Below are 16,081 nucleotides of genomic sequence, written 5' to 3'. Positions count from 1 at the left end.
GCACAGTCCGACGGCTGTCAACGAACCGCCAGTTACGATCCGGTAGCCTTCAAGCGATCTTCATCTATTACCGCTAAACCTGATATGCGAAGGTTGCGTTTATACGGAAAGAACCCAACTGCGGCGCAGGGAGTATCCGAAATGGCGAGCAAAGGCGAACGTATTGACGGTCTGGATGCCCTTCGGGGCTTTGCCATCTTCGGTATCCTGCTGATTAATATTCAGGTGTTCTCGGGCTGGGGGTTCGTCTCCGCTGACACAAGGCAAGCGTTAACCTGGTCGGAATGGGACGAACCCATCGCCACCTGGCTGGACATCCTGGTGCGGGCCAAGTTCTATAGCCTGTTCTCCCTGCTGTTTGGTTACAGCTTCATGATGCTGGCCCAGCGGGTACAGCAAAGCCCCGTCCGCTATCACTTGCGGCGAATGCTGGGGCTGCTGGTTATTGGCACCGCCCATTCCCTGTTCCTATCCCCGTGGGACATCCTCATGCTGTACGGGGTAATGGGGCTTTTCCTGGGGGCCTTCCTGAACGTTCGCGCTCCAACGCTGGCTGCCTGCGGCGTTGCCCTGCTGATAGTCACGGCTGTAGCACTCTGGTTCGCGCCCCAGTTGGGGTTGGCGGATCTCGGAAGCGGCACTTCACTGCGCCTGCTGCAGGACAATGTGCCAGCCCTGAGTGGGGGGAGTTACCTGGAGGTGGTGGAAGCCAATGCCTACCTCAGCGCGAGCGTGTTTCTGGATCGAATTGAACACCTGCGCCCCCTACGGGTGATGGCGATGTTTCTATTTGGCGCCGCTGCTGCCCGCCTGAACCTGGCGGAGCGCAATTCGGGCCATGTCCGGCTATTGATTGTGGTGGCACTGGTTGGCCTGGTGGTCGGCACCGCCCTGGCCATGGCCGAGGTCAAACTGGGTGAAGAGAGCCTGGCCCACAGGGTTGTAAGTTTGCTGGGCGGTGTAGGCGCTCCACCGTTGCTTGCCATGGGCTATGGTGCCGTTCTGCTGCTTTGGTGGCGGGGCAGGGGACGCTTGACCGGGGCGGTTCGCTCGGCCCTTGCGCCAACCGGTCGTATGGCACTCACCAACTACATTCTGCAGTCCGCCGTCTGCATCTGCGTGTTCTATGGCATGTGGGGCGACCGCTTCGCCTCACTCTCGCTCGCAGCGCTGATGCTGTATTCAACGGTATTTTTCATGGCCCAGATGATCTTCAGCGCTGTCTGGCTGCGGCTGTTCACCCAAGGGCCCCTGGAATGGCTCTGGCGCTGGCAGATGAAGCGCAAGCGGCCGAGGTTGCTCCGGACATCAACAGTGACATGAAAAACGAAAATACGATTCTGTGATATTTGCGGTCAATCATTCTTTATCTCTTCAATACATTGGTAGAGCCCGGCAAGGGTTCCCCAGGGCAGTTCAGACTCTTTATCGTTTTTTCCTTCAGCCAGATCGTCTCACCCTGATATGGATGTTTTCTCCAGTCTTCTGTCACCTCAATACAAAAGCCGGGCAAATCAGGCAGGCGCTTGATAAAGGTTTTTGGATAACCTTCGGGCTTTTCACCAATGATGGCAGAATCCGAGTTCTTCAGATCGACGGCTGATTGTTGCGATGCACAACCAATAAGGCCTATGACCAAAAGTATGGTGAAAATGCACTTCATAGCGTGGACCCATCCAGATCTTTCACATAAACATGAGTCGTCTTTGTATGCTCGAAACCGATAGACGGGTAAAACCCATGGGACTCCGAACGACTCACATTGGATCGTACCACAACCCGTGACAGCCCTTTGGCGCGGGACCAGTCTTCAACAGCCTGAACGAGCAAGCGCCCAACACCCGCCCGTCGAACATTGGCGCTCACAACCAGCCCAGTGATCTCAGAGGTAAACAGCTCACGGATAGAAATACGCCTCTCGGCGACCGCCCACCCAACCACTGCGGTATCTGAAATAGCCACCCATATCTGATGGCTCGGGGATTCCAACAACGCCTCTAGCCATGCCCCAGTCTGAGATTCGTTGGAGGAATACCCCCATTCCAGAACAAGGTGGTGTATGCCCGAGAGGTGTTCAGCTGTTCCTTGCTGGATCGAGATATCCATATTCATTCAAAAGACCTGCTACCAGAGTTCATCGTTACCTCCCAACCCGTAGGTAAAAAGGACCGGATGAGGTTGTTTGTGGTGCTATACCTGCGTTTCATCTGGAATCAGTGCTAACAGGTCGGTAACGCCAACATCCACACCCATCTGCGACAGCAACGTTGAAACTTGCCCGCGGTGGTGGGTTTGATGGTTGAAGAAATGAAGAACCAGGATTGAATACCGCTTACTGGCAGGAATACCTTTCATGTTGTGGTAGGTGAGAACAAAATCCAGGTCCTCTTCTGAAAGCAGGGATGTCCATTCGATTATCTGGCGATCCAGCCAGATCCGGTGTTCCTTCAAGCCGTCCAGATCGTCAAAGAGGATCTGATCCAGGCTCTTAGGGTTTTCAAGATCAACGACAGCCTGAAATGAGTCCAGGGAGGATGGGTGGGTCACGAAACGTTTGAACCATAGGGTGTCAGCCACAACGATGTGATTGAGCGTACCCAGAATGGAGCCGAAGAAGGCCCCACGGTCCTTGGTTAGCTCCGAGGCGGAGAGGCGACCGGCCGCTTCATAAACCTTTGCGTTCATCCACTGATTGTAAGCGGCCAACAATTGGAAATGTTCTTTCAAACTCATCGGGGCTTCTCTCTGGTGGAGGGCGTCACTTCAAGTACACTGCTCTCATTTTACGCACGCACACCGAGCCTCACAGCGAAAGAAAGCGCTCGAGGCGTACCCGCTCGTCCTGCAACGCTGGATTGAACGCGGTGTCGTCTGGGGCATGTCCGCACACGTACCCTGGCTCTAGCTCCAATTGCCCATTACGTACGGCGGCATTAGCCCAGCCTATGACATGACCGCGCCACAGCATAGGCAGTGCATAGTAACCACGCACCCGTTTTGGTGCCGGAGTGTAGGCCTCGAAACGGTAGGCCCAGCCCCAGAAACGCTCAAAGCGATCGCGGTCCCAAACTAGGGGATCGAAGGGCGCCAGTAGGCGCAGGCGGTCATCCAGCACATTGTCACTCGCAAAGCGGCGACTGCCAGGATTCTCGCCGATGGGCCAAAACCAGCGACAGCCATCGACTGTCGCCTGGGGCAGGCGAGCCTTTGCACGCGCGAGTGCTTCACGACGACGCTCGCGCCACTGCGGGACCGCTGAAGAGCTCACGCTCGTTACCAGGCGGCTGAGCGTAGCCGCAGGCAGCGGGGCATACTTTGCGACTGCCACGTCGACCAAAGCGTCCAGTGTGGTATCCGGGTTCACCGCGTCGTGCCCATCAGCGAGCGGCGGCGCGTACAGGCGTACCCCAGCTTCGCGCTTTGCCACACGCAGCAGCCCACGATAATGCATGCCGTCCAAGAGCTGCGTACTGGCACGGCTATTACCGCCGAACCAATTCTTGGTGGTGCCATGCTCGAAGGCTGAGTCCACCTCGCGCGGGTGAACGACACCACGGCTTTGCACAAATTCCTGCACCGCCTGCGCCTGTTCCCAGCGTGAGCGTGGCCACTCGGTTCGCGCCGTGCGCGGGTGCATAAGGCGCTGAGTGGTGCGGGGCAGAACCCCGTAGTTGATAAAGAAATCTTCCTCGATCGCCAGGCGCGGGTAGCGAGCCTCCAGGTCACCCGCCTGGTAGTCGATAACACGATGGCGGAGCGTCAAATCCTGCGCCCGTGCCGGCGCTCGTATTGGGTCGAGCTGGACAAAACCCAGTTTATTAATCGCACGTGACAAAGTGGTCGGCTTGAAGAGACTGCGCGAGATGGCGTAGCGGCGCAAATGATCCATGGTGAGGGTAGCGGTCATAGTAATCAGCTGCCTTACTTGTCCGGCTGAATCGAGATGTGTCGGTCCGGCGGCGGCAGTTTGGGTAGCATGGCTTCCGCATCAACCGTGTGGGTAGCGAAAAAGGCTTCCGCCGCTTCAATCAGAGCCGCCTCGGTTTTGAGGATACCAAGATAGACCGGCCATTCCGCGTCGATCAGTTCCGTGCTGTAAAAATCCGGATCGACTTCCACCAACTTTGCCAGAAACCGGAACTCCATTTCGTTCATGACGGCGTAATCGCAGCGTTTGTTCAGAAACATGCCCAGCATCTGTTGGGCATTATAAGAGTCATGGCGGGCCAGGTTGGTACCAATCCGCCGCTCAAGTTGATCACTGTAGACAAACCATTTGCGCAGACAGATGCTGCCGTCAAGATCATCGAAGGAGGCCGGTTGTCGGCCAGGTTGTGCGAACAGACGATCACGCCAGGTTAACACCGGTCCGACGACGTGCATCCGGCTTGGTAGCGGCATCCACAACGGGTTGGCAAAAACCGCGTTGGCTTGTCCTTTTTCCAGGGCCCAGGCCTGGCGCTTGCGCGGCATCGGGCGAAAACTGGCTGTAATACCGGACTCCAGGCTGAACTCATTGATCACCTCAACCAGAATGCCCTTGTTAAGGGTGTCACCGTAATAAAACGGCAGAAAACCCTCGTCCGACCCCATAATCTCGAGCGTTTGGGAAGAAACTGGAAGGCACCAGAATGCCAGGATGATCAGCAAGCCTACTCTCATGAAAACTCCTCTTATGCTCCGATCCTAGGCTAGGAGCGCCTACTGTACCGGGGTAAGTCCATGGTCGATTACGTAGGTTGTCATTTCTTGTTTGCCTTGGTTCTCGCTGCTGGTTTCCTGGCCCGGAGCGCCGCATTGAATGCCAGCTCTGCCCATTCTTTTGCCTCTTCAGAATCCTCGAAAATGCTCTCCGGTACCATGTAGTAAGACATCTTAATCTTAGCGCCATTTTTCTCGTATTCGAACGGCTCCAAATCCAGTTCTGTAAACCGCCCCATCGATTCCCCATCGACCTTCAGATACAGAACATCATCTGCAACAAGGCCAAACATTAGGCCATCGTGGTACACACCATAGCCACCGAACATACGCCGAACGGAAACCGGGCCGAATTGGAAAAATACATCGTTGAGGTTTTCGACGAATTCGCTCATCTAATCTTGTGTCCTGAAGCTGGGTTGCAGTGGTTCAATGCCTCCCGAATGAAATCTGCTTTAGCCGCAGTATAGGCCTCTCTGTCCAACCGGAATTCCGCCGCCCACAACTGCTTATTCTTCTCATACCGTTGTGCCAGTTCGGTATTGGCACGAAGTATGTTGCGAAATGCCAGCCGTCGCTCCCATTCCGGACTACCGACCACCATGAGGTGCAGGTGATGTGTCCTGCGCCCCTCGGACCATCGCATCAGCCAACGCCGATCAACTAACGAGGCATTGAATTCCATTGAGGTTGCATATTTCGCCTGGCACAACGGTTCCATTAATTCGTCGGCCCCTGACATGGAGTCTACTCCCGCCAGGATATCGATGATCGGCTTGGCCGAAAGGCCCGGTACTGCGGTGCTGCCGATATGCTCGATCGCCAGAAAGTCGCCTGGAAACAAATGAAGGAGCCGGTCCCGCTCACCCTGGAACATTGCTGGCCAGTTGGGGTTGTAGGGGAAGAGCTCAACGTCTTCGTGAATCGCTCTGTTTAGGGACTCCGTTTCATCCATTACTTGCTCCCGGCTTTCTGTACACACGGACTCTAACGCAAATCTAAGGAAATCTCCCAAGGCAGGGCTTTTAAGCAGGGAGTGAGGGCTCTGTTGGTCTTCCCTGAGCATTGTAGATGCTTTTGGGGCGAATATGACTAAGATAGCGGGCGAGGGGGAAGTCTGTAAAAACGTATCTCACCGTGTATTTGCAGGTGGCAATTGGAAAGAACACAACTCTCTAGACTCGAGAATCCCGCTAGATTCTTCTAATGTTTACATCAAATGTAGGAAGATAATCGCGTGATGGGCGATAGGGAAGTTGGCCAAGGAGAGGGGCATGAACGGAATAAAAGCCGTATTGCTGGGTTCAGGTGGTCGGCAATGAATGCAGTAAATCTACACAAAGCGTTGTATCCGGCAGCGCTGCTGCTAATAGTGGCTGTGCAGGCCTGGATCTTCTATGTTTTCAGCCGATTCATTATTGCTGGGGAAGGTGTTGGAGTCTACGCAGTGTTTTTGTATCTGACCGCTCTGGTTGTCAGTGCATTGTTATGGGCTGGGTCATATTACTGCCAGCGGGGCAGGGCAAAGGCTGTGGTGTTTTGGAGCATCGCCTTAGCAATGATGCCGATAATATTGATTCAGCCAGTGTGGTGGTCTGCGCCGGCGATTGGCAATTAGATTTACGGTCTAGCCAACGGGGTAGTGGGCAGCGTATAAAAATATACTGCCCCTGCTGCGTGCACCGCAAAGTCGTACTCATCTGACTATCAGGGGGCGGGCATGCTTCCCTCATCGATCAATTCCTCGGTTTGCAATCGATAGCCGCTTGGGTTTCCTTCGACTACTTCGGCCTGGACGTTTTCGATTAGAGGCGTGCTGAAATCGTGGCTTCGGTCATTGTCGCAGGTGGAGCAGAATGCTTCCCACCAGGCCAGCGCCTCACCCTTTCCGGAGAATCCAACGATCAGCGTATGACTGTAGTCGTCAAGCGGGTAGTCCTGGTACCACTGGCGTAACTTCTCGTCGAGGTCATCGGGGAGTGAGAAGGTAACTTCATGGAACATCTGGGTGCGGTAGGAGAACCAACGGGCATGAACGATGCTGGGTGCGCTTTTAGGGCTTATCATCGCCACGCCTCCCTGAGGCGGGCGTTGGTCAAAGCCATGCTCAATGCCCCCTGCAGGCACGCTCCAGTATTGATCAAAAGTGATGTCTTCAATCCAGACCGGCCACCCTTCGGGCCCACCCGCAACGGATACGGCAAAGTCGTACTCGCGAGGTTCCGAAGAGCAGGCTGTTACCAAGAACAGCAGCAGTATTGAAAAGGCGGCCCTTACAGTGGTGTTATTGCGCACGCGCAACTCCTTCCTTGACCGGAGTTATGGCTTGAGCTGGCCTGTTGTAAAACACCGTCCGCTTACCGGAGGGTTCCGGGCCCAGCCCAAGCTCGTAGATGCTATGGGAGGTATGGATGTATCCTCCCAGATAATCCCTTGCCACCGCCAGCGATCCCTCGTTTGCTTGCCAAGTGGCCAGAGCATCCCGCAAGTCCTGGGGGATTTGGTAGTCCTTGTCATTCGTGTTCATTTGCCTGAACGGCACGTCGCTCTGTTTTGCGAGATCGTACATTCTGTGCAGGTGATGGATCGCCAGTTCCTTGCGAGTGCGTCGGCGCTCCTGTACATGGATATCGCCGTTCGGTTGAGGAACCGCCACCACGGTCCGGCCTGGCCGCGCGTACTGCGCTTCAAGTTGCGGAAGGGCTGTGCGTTGGGTGTGGCCTCCGTCGGCGAGGCCGGAGTGGATGCCCAGAACAATCTTCTCAATGTTCTCGAAGCCTTGGTCCGGATTCTCGTAACCGCCCCCCACATCGGAGTGAGCTCCGGGCACGGCGATTTCCGTAAAGTGTGATGGGCCATTGCCGTTGGCATCCATAATACTGCTCAAAGGGAAGTTCTTGCGGATCTCATGGTAGGCGGTAAGTTGCACCACTCTATTGGCACTGCCTGAAGATAGGTTAAGGTTGAAGTCCAGATTGACGTCGTTTCCCGGCATGTAGAAACTACCCACGGTGTCAAACAGGCCCACGAAATTTACCCGCACCTTCAAACCAGATGGGAAAGCGGGCACCGGCTTGAACCCCAGCATCGGAGCAGACAGCGAGGCACCATTGAATTGGGGAAGCTGGACAGTTTCCGGCTGCTCGCCGATTAGATTGACAAAATGCCGGGCCAGGGCCGCGCCACGGCTGAAGCCAAAGACATCGAAGATCACTTCGTCGTAGTCCCCAACATTGATCTCATCTCGCATCCTTGTAATCGCAAATTCTATCCTGTCATGTCCGCCCTCAGGACCTATGCCCAAGCCCAGCCCCATCAGGTCCTCCGGAGCCTCAAAGCCATCAGGAGTGCGCTTACCGTCGATGGTGCCAGGGCCACGAACATAGATTCGCCGCACATTGGCCCTCTCCCGATATAAGTCATGCAGCTTTGTCACATTTGTCACATCGCGATTCGTCAGGATCTGGTCATTGCCCCTGTGGTTGCCGGTGCCATCGAAGAACACGCCCAGGCGCAGGGTCTTGCTGGACTCGTCAATAGCCTTGATGGCTAGAGAGGAGTTTGCGCCTGAAGCCCCACCTCCGCCGCTGTAGCTGGATGTGCCACTGCGCAGTTGCGTTCCCGAAGGGGCCGGTGAGCCCGTGTTGCGGTTTCGAGTTGAAATGGATTCTGCGCTTACACGGCTAGGGTGAGGATTCGTCCGTGAAAGACCAGAGAAAGATACCGGTGTATGGGTATCGCCAACCACCGCGCTACTACTGCCAATGGTAACCCCACCACACGAAATCGCACCACCGGTAGTGGCCACTGGTAAGCCATTAATGAAAACCGTGCTTGAACCGGAAGCAATGGTGCGTGGGTGGGGTGGATGTTTGGGCTTGGAATGGGGGGTGAGTTGGTCACTTACCCGGGCAACTGGCTTGCCGTCGATTAGTACATTGGGGGAACCGCTGATTACCGGGGTGGGTGGGAAACCTTGGTGATCCGTACCGAGGTCTCCGACCAGGACGACTTTCTTGCCGCTCATTGATCGCTCCTTGTTCATCCATGAAGATCTTGGGAAATCTTTAAGAATTCCCGAGGTATCCTAACCTCAGCCAAATCGGAGTCTAGCAAGGCGCGATTGGGTGTCAAGGAACACGAGTTCTAGACTCCTTCAGAAAGGCCGCTGCCGTAGGGACCGGCCGTGGACTGGGCTTGTCCTCATGCCTCTGTCTTGCTCGGTTTGTTTGGCCCTACGAAATCCAACATAAAAAAACATGTGCCATCTCCCTCAATAGGGAATAAAGGTACGGTAGCCGTAGCGAAGAGCACATAGCAATTGCCGCAACAGGAGGATCTCACTATCGAGTAGCTGTGTAGATCATTACCTTCTCTTTGCTCCATCTTTGATTGCTCTTCAGTTCTTGCCTAACAGAACTGCAACCGCATCAAGCTTATCTTTGGTAGAAAATGAAAGTAGCGCCTCAATCTCTGACGCCTCTCTCTTAGGGATCGGATATGCCTTCGGGCCAGTCCCAGTCACAAGCCAGTCGATATTTATCCTTCTTCCTTCAGGCGTTTTTAGTCGAGAGAGGGCGACTAGCTTCGTCATATCAGGCAAACATCTCCCGGCGTTGATGGAGTATATGGTTGATGGCGTTGTATAACCAAGCTTCTGATACGCGCTAGACGGCGTTAACCCTAGGAATTCCAAGGACTCCTTGAATCTCCGGCATAGCTCTTTTTGATCTGGGTACGGGCGTTTGTGTTTGCTCATTATGTTGATAATATCAATTATAAAGTGATATTATCAACATATCGAAGGAGGAAAACAACTATGAAAACGGCTACAACCGAGAAAGGAATTCGTTTCATTGATTTGTTCGCGGGACTAGGTGGCTTTCATGTGGGGGTTTCGCAGCTCGGGCATCGGTGCGTTTTCGCTTCCGAATTAGATGAAGGGTTGCGTGATATATACGCCAAGAACTTTTGCCTCGCACCTGAGGGGGACATCAGGCGTATTGATGAGAGGCTAGTACCAGACCATGAATTGATCTGCGCTGGATTTCCATGCCAACCGTTTTCTAGAGCGGGGAAGAAAAAGGGCGCAAAATGCCCTTCTTCAGGACGGCTGGTTGACGAGATATTCCGAATCGCCGAAGCTAAACAGCCAAAGTACATAATGCTTGAAAACGTCCCGGATGTTATTTCCATTGAGGAGGGTAAGTTCTGGGAATACTTGGTCGGGGGGTTGGCGAGAATGGGGTACGAAGTTGACTACAAAGTATATACTCCCAGGGAGTTCGGGATCCCTCAAAAAAGAAAGAGAATTTTCATTGTTGCATGCAAGAGTGGTTTGCAGCATTTCAAATGGCCTGCGCCCGAAATGGGAGAAAGAAGCCTTAGGTCAATAGCCCTCAAATCCAATGATCAGCATAACGCTATAAGCAAGGAAAAGGAGTTTGCGCTGAGTTGTTGGCAGGATTTTATATCTCAAACGTCTGAATTTACTTCTCTTCCTATCCTTGCGTCCGAGTTCGGTGCGACATACCCTTACAACAAAAAAATCAAAACCGTCAAAGAGATGAGCGCATATAAGGGCGCTTTCGGTGTCTCTTTACAGGATTGCAAAACTTGGGCTTCAGTCCAAGAGAAACTTCCAAAGCATTCACGAAATGAAAATGGGAAAGCCTCACCGAGAGTTGCTGAAGCAATACAATACTCTAGAGAAATTTACAACAGGCATAGCGTTTTCTTAGAATTATGGAAAAATGACCTTAAGGGGTTTCCTTCAAGCTGGACCAAATTTGAATGGCAGGGGGATAGAGAGCAAGCGAATATTTGGAAGCACATAATTCAATTTAGGGCATCAGGTATAAGGATTATAAAGCCAGACTGCGCCCCATCTTTGATTGCCATGTCTACAACCCAAACTCCAATCTTAGGTGAAGAAAGAAGATACATGAGCATTAAAGAGGCGGCAGCATTGCAGTCATTGGATATGCTTGATTTTTTTCCTGACAACAATAGCAAGGCTTTTAAGGCTCTTGGGAATGCAGTTAACGCCCTAATAGTCAAAGAAATCGCAAAAGAACTAATACACTAGAAGGATCTGGAATGTTTAAAGTAAATGTTTCACCCGATATGAATATGTATAGCTTGCTGATAAGTCAAGGATATGATCCAACTTATGCGCTCTGTGAGTTTTTGGACAATTCAATACACGCCTTCCAAGAATACTCAGATCTTGATGTTCTTGAGATTGACATTGATTTCTTTTCCTCCAGCTATCATATTAAAAGTAAACGTAACTCTATCGTTATTACCGATAGAGGGCCAGGAATAAAAAAAGAGGTTTTAAAAAAAGCTCTTCAGCCGGCAAACAAACCTTCAAAATCTGGTCTCAGTGAATTCGGCATTGGGATGAAGTCAGCTGCAGTTTGGTTTTCCAATGAGTGGGTTCTGACCACTTACCCCAAATGCGAAGGGATAAGATTAAGTGCTGACTTTAACCTTGAAAAGCTGCTTTCTGAGGGTAGGTCAGTGCTCGAAGTGACTGAAAAATCAAGTGACTCATCAAACCATGGAACGATAATCGAGCTAAAAGGCCTGCGAAATAGAATCAATGAAGATAAGTATGAGGCTATTTGTCGAGGAATTGGTGATATATATCAAAAATTCATAAGTAGAGACGAAAATACAGTTAATATAAACTCTTCATTCGACGGAAAAAAGACTACAATTAAAAGAAAATATAAGGGTTTTGAAACCCTAAAGGCTCCAGCCTTTGTAAAGCGAAAAAATCAGATTTTTACAACCGGCGATGAGAAAGAGTGGACAGTTGATGTAAACACCGAATTTCAAGGGAAGCCAGTGAAAGGTTTTATCCACCTAATGAATTCTGGGGGATACAAAAAGAATCCTGGGCTAGTCTTGTTCAGACATAACAGGGTGATAGTGGGAACGACAGAGAAGCATTATAAGCCGGATGGTCTATACGGCACTTCAAATAAAGCTGCCGGAATGAGGCTTCAAGGGGAATTGCACCTTGATGAGCATCCAGTTAGCTATACGAAAGACAGGTTTTCTTTTGATGATGAAGATTTCGGCGAGCACCTAGCAAAAGATGTAAGTGGCCTAAAGGATTTGCTAAATCAGGCTGAAAACTATCGTGCAAAAGGCGCTCCGTCACTTGAGAAGGTAGGTGTTGGTATACCTGACCAGAAAGAAAATCACGAGAAGAATTCTGAAACTGACCAGCCTGAACCTTCCGAAGAGTCTACGGATTCATCCACTCAAGAAGATGATAAAAGCCAAGGTGGTAATGACGAGAATCAATACTCTACGAAACCCGAGAACGAAGATGATGGGTTTGCCATCGACAAGTCGGAAACTAAGATACCATTTTCAGAAAAAATTGAATCTGCACTAAAGAAAAGTAAAGCTAAAAAGCCGTACCGCCTCTATAGATCATTGTGCGTCATTTCTTTGGTAAATCACCCAATTCTTATGTACGTTGGAGCTTGGTCGTTTTTTGAAATTCTTGCGAGGAAATGCGGAAATAGCGGTGATGACTTTACAGCGTTTTTTTCTCAACAGGCTCAACGTTGGGGGTTTTCAAAAGAAGATAAGAAAACATTTAATGTCCGATTGAAACACGTATCTGAAAATGGAAACATTGTAAAGCATCATCACGACAGTATGCAGGTTTCAGCGATTCAGCTTGCCAATGATTTTGAGGTGTTGGAACCGTTAATTGTTGCGGCATTGGAGCATATAGGGAAATCAGATTAATGAGATAGATGAAGTTAGCCTTAAATTTGTGGTGGGCCTAACAGAAGTGCCCAAGTCACAAAGATAATAAAGGATATGTCGTGAAGGTAAGTGGCCCATTAATTGGGTGCCAAACTGTCTGGACTTTAATTTAAGATAGCATTTTGAATGCTGAACGATAGTAGATAATGGGTGCTTTAAAATTCTTGCGCCTGTACATGCGGTGTATTAATGAAGCGGTCGCATTTCCGCAATCATAAAACGCTCCAATGATTCCGGAGACCCCATAAACAAAAAAGGCCCGAAGCTTTCACACTCCAGGCCTTCTCATCACTCACCGCAGCCAATTACCTCAACCGCACTTACTATCGCCACAAGACAGGCAAGTCGCACACCCATCCATCACGATCACCGCCTTGGTGCTGCACTTGCCGCACATGGTGGCGTTGGGTGGGTAGTCGCCGGCTTTGTCGTCGTTCGTAGCCGTAGTGTGGCTGGCTTCGAATTCGGCGCGTTTTTCGGCGAGGATGCGTTTGGTGACTTCGCTCATTTCCTCGCTTTCAATCAGGCCGATGGCCTTGAGGTGCTTCTCGATCACGGCGCCGATTTCGGCGACGAGAGAGGGCATGAACACGCCGCCTTTCTTGAAGTAGCCACCGTTGGGGTCGTACACGCTGCGCAGCTCTTCCACCAGGAAGGTCACGTCGCCGCCTTTGCGGAACACGGCGGAGACAACGCGGGTGAGGGCGATTACCCACTGGAAGTGTTCCATCGACTTGGAGTTGATGAACACTTCGTACGGCTGCCGGCTTTCGTGGTCGGTGCCTTCGTTGAGCAGGATGTCATTAATGGTGATGTACATCGCGTGCTCGGCCACCGGCGGCTTGATCTTGTAGGTGGTGCCCAGCAGGAAGTCCGGCCGTTCGATGTATTCGTTCATCTCAACCGGTTTGTTTTCCGGCTGCGCGGCTGGCTGTGCTGCTTCGGGGTCGGCTTTCTTTACGCGGTAGCCGACGATTTTGTTGCTGATTTTAACGGTCATGTTCGTTGTCCTGTGTCGGTTCCCGGGATCAGTATTTGCCGTAGGTGCCTTCTTTAAGCGCATCAAACAGGTTGGCGGCGTTATGGAGCTCGCCGTCGTACTCCACCTGTTCGTTGCCCTTGAGGGTCACCTTGCTGCCGTCGTCCAGGGTGAATTCGTACAGTGTGTTTTCCAGGTCTTTCTCCTGAACCAGCACGCCCTGGAAGGCTTCCGGGTTAAAGCGGAAGGTGGTGCAACCCTTCAGGCCTTTGTCATAGGCGTACATGTAGATGTCTTTGAAGTCCGGATACGCGAAGTCCTGGGGCACGTTGGCGGTTTTGGAGATGGACGAGTCCACCCACAGTTGGGCCGCGGCCTGGATGTCCACGTGCTGCGCCGGCGTCACGTCTTCAGACGTGGTGAAGTAGTGGGGCAGGCGCTTGTCTTCTTCTTCGGAGAAGGGCATGGCACCGGGGTTAACCAGGTGGCGATAGGCCAGCAGTTCGAAGGAGAATACGTCGACTTTTTCCTTGGTCTTGCGCCCTTCGCGGATGATGTTGCGCGCGTAGTGGTGCGAGAAGCTCGGCTCGATGCCGTTACTGGCGTTGTTGGCCAATGACAGGCTGATGGTGCCGGTGGGCGCGATGGAGGTGTGGTGCGTGAAGCGGCCACCTTTCTCGGCCAGCTGCTCGATCAGCTCGGGCTCTACGCCGGCGATCTGCTGCATGTACTTGCTGTACTTGGCGTGCAGTACCTTGCCCTTGAGCTTGTCGCCCAGCTTGTAGCCGTCCTGGGACAGCTGCGGGCACTTGGTCAGCATCTTGGGGGTGACTTCAAACTCGTCATCCATGATCGGCGCCGGGCCTTTCTCTTCGGCCAGGGCCAGGGACTGGCGCCAGCCTTCCACGGCCATTTCACGTACGACTTCTTCGGTAAACTGCACGGATTCGGACGAGCCGTAAGGCATACGCAGCATGGCGAGGGTGGAGCCCAGGCCGAGAATGCCCATGCCGTGGCGGCGCTTGTAGGTAATTTCGTGGCGCTGCTCTTCCAGCGGCAGGCCGTTGATTTCCACTACGTTGTCCAGCATGCGGGTAAAGATGCCCACGACTTTGCGGTACTTCTCATAGTTGAAGCTGGCCTTGTCGGTGAACGGGTAGTCCACGAACATGGTCAGGTTCACAGAGCCCAGCAGGCAGCTGCCGTACGGGGGCAGGGGCTGTTCGCCACAGGGGTTGGTGGCGCGGATGTCTTCGCAGAACCAGTTGTTGTTCATCTGGTTGACCTTGTCGATCAGGATGAACCCTGGCTCGGCGTAGTCGTAGGTGCTGGTCATGATGGTGTCCCAGATGAACTGGGCTTTCAGGGTGCGGTAGATGCGGCACGCTACCTTGCCTTCGCCATTGACCACATAGCCTTTCTGGATCGGGAAGTCGCGGTACACGAACTGAGTGGTGTCGGACAGGTCCAGGCCTTCGTCTTCCACTTCTTTCTCGGTGACGGGGAACGACAGGTGCCAGTCGTCGCCGTTGCGCACGGCTTCGATGAAGTCTTCGGTGATCAGCAGCGACAGGTTGAACTGGCGCAGGCGGCCGTCTTCACGCTTGGCCTGGATGAAGTCGATGACGTCCGGGTGGTGTACGTCGAAGGTGGCCATCTGCGCGCCACGGCGGCCACCGGCAGAAGACACGGTGAAGCACATGCGGTCGAAGATATCCATGAACGACAGCGGGCCGGAGGTGGTGGCACCCGCACCGGCAACGTAGGCACCGCGGGGGCGCAGGGTGGAGAATTCATAACCAATACCACAACCGGCTTTGAGGGTGAGGCCGGCTTCGTGGTTTTTTTCCAGGATGTCGTTCATGGAGTCCTGAACGGAGCCAGACACGGTGCAGTTGATGGTGGACGTGGCTGGTTTGTGGGCTTCCGCACCGGCGTTGGAGGTAATGCGGCCAGCGGGGATGGCACCGTGGCGCAGGGCCCAGACGAATTCTTTCTTGTGCTTGGCGCGGTTGGCTTTGTTTTCCACTTCGGCAAGGGCAGTGGCAACACGCTCGTAGGTTGCTTCGATGTCCTTATCGACGGGTTCGCCGGTCTTGGTTTTCAGTTGGTACTTGCTGTTCCAGATGTCCAGCGAAGCTTCCTGCATCGGGATTGTCGTTACCACTGCCTGTGCTTTAGCGTTCATTGCCACCCTCGGATGTCCGGTATGTCTTTTGATGACCGCTGCAAACCGCAGCCGGCCATACCCCATGTGTCGTTAAGATGTCTCGGCCTGGAAGGCCGTTATTCTGCAGATCCGGTAAAACACTAGATCTGGTGTTCTTATTACCCGCTGCCAACCCCGGAAAGGGCACAGCAGCGGGTTTTCAGGAAAGATGGTCACCCGCGTGGTCCACTGGTGCGCCGCTTGTGGTTGGCTGGCCGTGTAAACCCTATATATGGGTGAATATGGAATGAGTATAACAGGATATAGTGGTCTGTGAATAAGAAGACAACTATAGATTGCGGCCCATTGCGAAAGAAAATCAATGGATGAATGCTTGAAAATCATGAAATGCCCGTAGAAACGCCGTCTTGAGGCGTTTTTCTTAAAACCACTAG

At 52.7% G+C, this 16,081-nt stretch carries 15 protein-coding genes; 4 read left to right on the top strand and 11 right to left on the bottom strand.

Annotated features, from left to right (window positions below):
* The first annotated feature begins 141 nt into the window (after window positions 1-141).
* Window positions 142-1,323: a DUF418 domain-containing protein gene (locus R1T46_RS15860; RefSeq protein ID WP_317306108.1), complete on the top strand. Its 1,182-nt coding sequence runs from the start codon at window positions 142-144 to the stop codon at window positions 1,321-1,323.
* Between the two features lie 43 nt (window positions 1,324-1,366).
* On the opposite strand, the gene R1T46_RS15855 is transcribed toward R1T46_RS15860, so the two are convergent.
* The 7 genes from R1T46_RS15855 to R1T46_RS15825 form a co-directional block, all read right to left on the bottom strand.
* Window positions 1,367-1,663, bottom strand: coding sequence for a hypothetical protein (locus R1T46_RS15855; protein ID WP_317306107.1), 297 nt, complete (start codon window positions 1,661-1,663; stop codon window positions 1,367-1,369).
* Entirely contained in the window at window positions 1,660-2,112 is a 453-nt protein-coding gene (locus tag R1T46_RS15850; RefSeq protein ID WP_126812888.1) for a GNAT family N-acetyltransferase, read from the bottom strand. The genes R1T46_RS15855 and R1T46_RS15850 overlap by 4 nt, the downstream gene beginning before the upstream one ends.
* A 78-nt stretch (window positions 2,113-2,190) precedes the next feature.
* Window positions 2,191-2,733, bottom strand: coding sequence for a DinB family protein (locus R1T46_RS15845; RefSeq protein WP_317306105.1), 543 nt, complete (start codon window positions 2,731-2,733; stop codon window positions 2,191-2,193).
* Window positions 2,734-2,803: 70 nt separating this feature from the next.
* On the bottom strand, window positions 2,804-3,907 hold the full coding sequence (locus R1T46_RS15840; RefSeq protein WP_317306104.1) for a DNA glycosylase AlkZ-like family protein: 1,104 nt from the start codon (window positions 3,905-3,907) through the stop codon (window positions 2,804-2,806).
* A 14-nt stretch (window positions 3,908-3,921) separates the two neighbouring features.
* Entirely contained in the window at window positions 3,922-4,662 is a 741-nt protein-coding gene (locus R1T46_RS15835; RefSeq protein ID WP_317306103.1) for a transporter substrate-binding domain-containing protein, read from the bottom strand.
* An 80-nt stretch (window positions 4,663-4,742) separates the two neighbouring features.
* Window positions 4,743-5,096 (bottom strand): TfoX/Sxy family protein, encoded by a 354-nt coding sequence (locus R1T46_RS15830; protein WP_317306102.1) that lies wholly within the window; start codon window positions 5,094-5,096, stop codon window positions 4,743-4,745.
* Window positions 5,093-5,656 (bottom strand): GrpB family protein, encoded by a 564-nt coding sequence (locus R1T46_RS15825; protein WP_317306101.1) that lies wholly within the window; start codon window positions 5,654-5,656, stop codon window positions 5,093-5,095. Before R1T46_RS15825 ends, R1T46_RS15830 begins: the two co-directional genes overlap by 4 nt.
* Before the next feature lie 363 nt (window positions 5,657-6,019).
* On the opposite strand from R1T46_RS15825, the gene R1T46_RS15820 reads away from it, so the two are divergent.
* On the top strand, window positions 6,020-6,319 hold the full coding sequence (locus R1T46_RS15820; RefSeq protein WP_317306100.1) for a hypothetical protein: 300 nt from the start codon (window positions 6,020-6,022) through the stop codon (window positions 6,317-6,319).
* A gap of 89 nt (window positions 6,320-6,408) precedes the next feature.
* On the opposite strand, the gene R1T46_RS15815 is transcribed toward R1T46_RS15820, so the two are convergent.
* Both R1T46_RS15815 and R1T46_RS15810 read right to left on the bottom strand, forming a co-directional pair.
* The gene (locus tag R1T46_RS15815; RefSeq protein ID WP_317306099.1) at window positions 6,409-6,996 is read right to left on the bottom strand and encodes a DUF2931 family protein; all 588 of its coding nucleotides are present in this window, start codon (window positions 6,994-6,996) and stop codon (window positions 6,409-6,411) included.
* Complete coding sequence (locus R1T46_RS15810) at window positions 6,986-8,728, bottom strand: type VI secretion system PAAR protein (protein WP_317306098.1); 1,743 nt, start codon at window positions 8,726-8,728, stop codon at window positions 6,986-6,988. Before R1T46_RS15810 ends, R1T46_RS15815 begins: the two co-directional genes overlap by 11 nt.
* A gap of 792 nt (window positions 8,729-9,520) precedes the next feature.
* Between R1T46_RS15810 and R1T46_RS15805 the strand changes: the two genes are divergently transcribed.
* Complete coding sequence (locus R1T46_RS15805) at window positions 9,521-10,789, top strand: DNA (cytosine-5-)-methyltransferase (RefSeq protein WP_317306097.1); 1,269 nt, start codon at window positions 9,521-9,523, stop codon at window positions 10,787-10,789.
* 11 nt (window positions 10,790-10,800) lie between these two features.
* Window positions 10,801-12,477: an ATP-binding protein gene (locus tag R1T46_RS15800; protein ID WP_317306096.1), complete on the top strand. Its 1,677-nt coding sequence runs from the start codon at window positions 10,801-10,803 to the stop codon at window positions 12,475-12,477.
* A 331-nt stretch (window positions 12,478-12,808) separates the two neighbouring features.
* Here the strand turns inward: R1T46_RS15800 and R1T46_RS15795 are convergent, their stop codons facing one another.
* Window positions 12,809-13,498: an NrdJb gene (locus tag R1T46_RS15795; RefSeq protein WP_036208278.1), complete on the bottom strand. Its 690-nt coding sequence runs from the start codon at window positions 13,496-13,498 to the stop codon at window positions 12,809-12,811.
* Between the two features lie 28 nt (window positions 13,499-13,526).
* Complete coding sequence (locus R1T46_RS15790) at window positions 13,527-15,665, bottom strand: adenosylcobalamin-dependent ribonucleoside-diphosphate reductase (RefSeq protein WP_317306095.1); 2,139 nt, start codon at window positions 15,663-15,665, stop codon at window positions 13,527-13,529.
* Window positions 15,666-16,081 lie beyond the last annotated feature (416 nt).

Source organism: Marinobacter salarius (assembly GCF_032922745.1).
Classification (GTDB): Bacteria; Pseudomonadota; Gammaproteobacteria; order Pseudomonadales; family Oleiphilaceae; genus Marinobacter.
This window is presented reverse-complemented; position numbering and strand designations above follow the sequence as displayed.

Bases quoted from the DNA above. Each gene is read 5' to 3' on its own strand.
- R1T46_RS15805 (WP_317306097.1), top strand. From the start codon at position 9,521: ATGAAAACGGCTACAACCGAGAAAGGAATTCGTTTCATTGATTTGTTC.
- R1T46_RS15790 (WP_317306095.1), bottom strand. From the start codon at position 15,665: ATGAACGCTAAAGCACAGGCAGTGGTAACGACAATCCCGATGCAGGAA.
- R1T46_RS15825 (WP_317306101.1), bottom strand. From the start codon at position 5,656: ATGGATGAAACGGAGTCCCTAAACAGAGCGATTCACGAAGACGTTGAG.
- R1T46_RS15860 (WP_317306108.1), top strand. From the start codon at position 142: ATGGCGAGCAAAGGCGAACGTATTGACGGTCTGGATGCCCTTCGGGGC.
- R1T46_RS15830 (WP_317306102.1), bottom strand. From the start codon at position 5,096: ATGAGCGAATTCGTCGAAAACCTCAACGATGTATTTTTCCAATTCGGC.
- R1T46_RS15800 (WP_317306096.1), top strand. From the start codon at position 10,801: ATGTTTAAAGTAAATGTTTCACCCGATATGAATATGTATAGCTTGCTG.
- R1T46_RS15845 (WP_317306105.1), bottom strand. From the start codon at position 2,733: ATGAGTTTGAAAGAACATTTCCAATTGTTGGCCGCTTACAATCAGTGG.
- R1T46_RS15795 (WP_036208278.1), bottom strand. From the start codon at position 13,498: ATGACCGTTAAAATCAGCAACAAAATCGTCGGCTACCGCGTAAAGAAA.
- R1T46_RS15810 (WP_317306098.1), bottom strand. From the start codon at position 8,728: ATGAGCGGCAAGAAAGTCGTCCTGGTCGGAGACCTCGGTACGGATCAC.
- R1T46_RS15855 (WP_317306107.1), bottom strand. From the start codon at position 1,663: ATGAAGTGCATTTTCACCATACTTTTGGTCATAGGCCTTATTGGTTGT.
- R1T46_RS15835 (WP_317306103.1), bottom strand. From the start codon at position 4,662: ATGAGAGTAGGCTTGCTGATCATCCTGGCATTCTGGTGCCTTCCAGTT.
- R1T46_RS15850 (WP_126812888.1), bottom strand. From the start codon at position 2,112: ATGAATATGGATATCTCGATCCAGCAAGGAACAGCTGAACACCTCTCG.
- R1T46_RS15840 (WP_317306104.1), bottom strand. From the start codon at position 3,907: ATGACCGCTACCCTCACCATGGATCATTTGCGCCGCTACGCCATCTCG.
- R1T46_RS15820 (WP_317306100.1), top strand. From the start codon at position 6,020: ATGAATGCAGTAAATCTACACAAAGCGTTGTATCCGGCAGCGCTGCTG.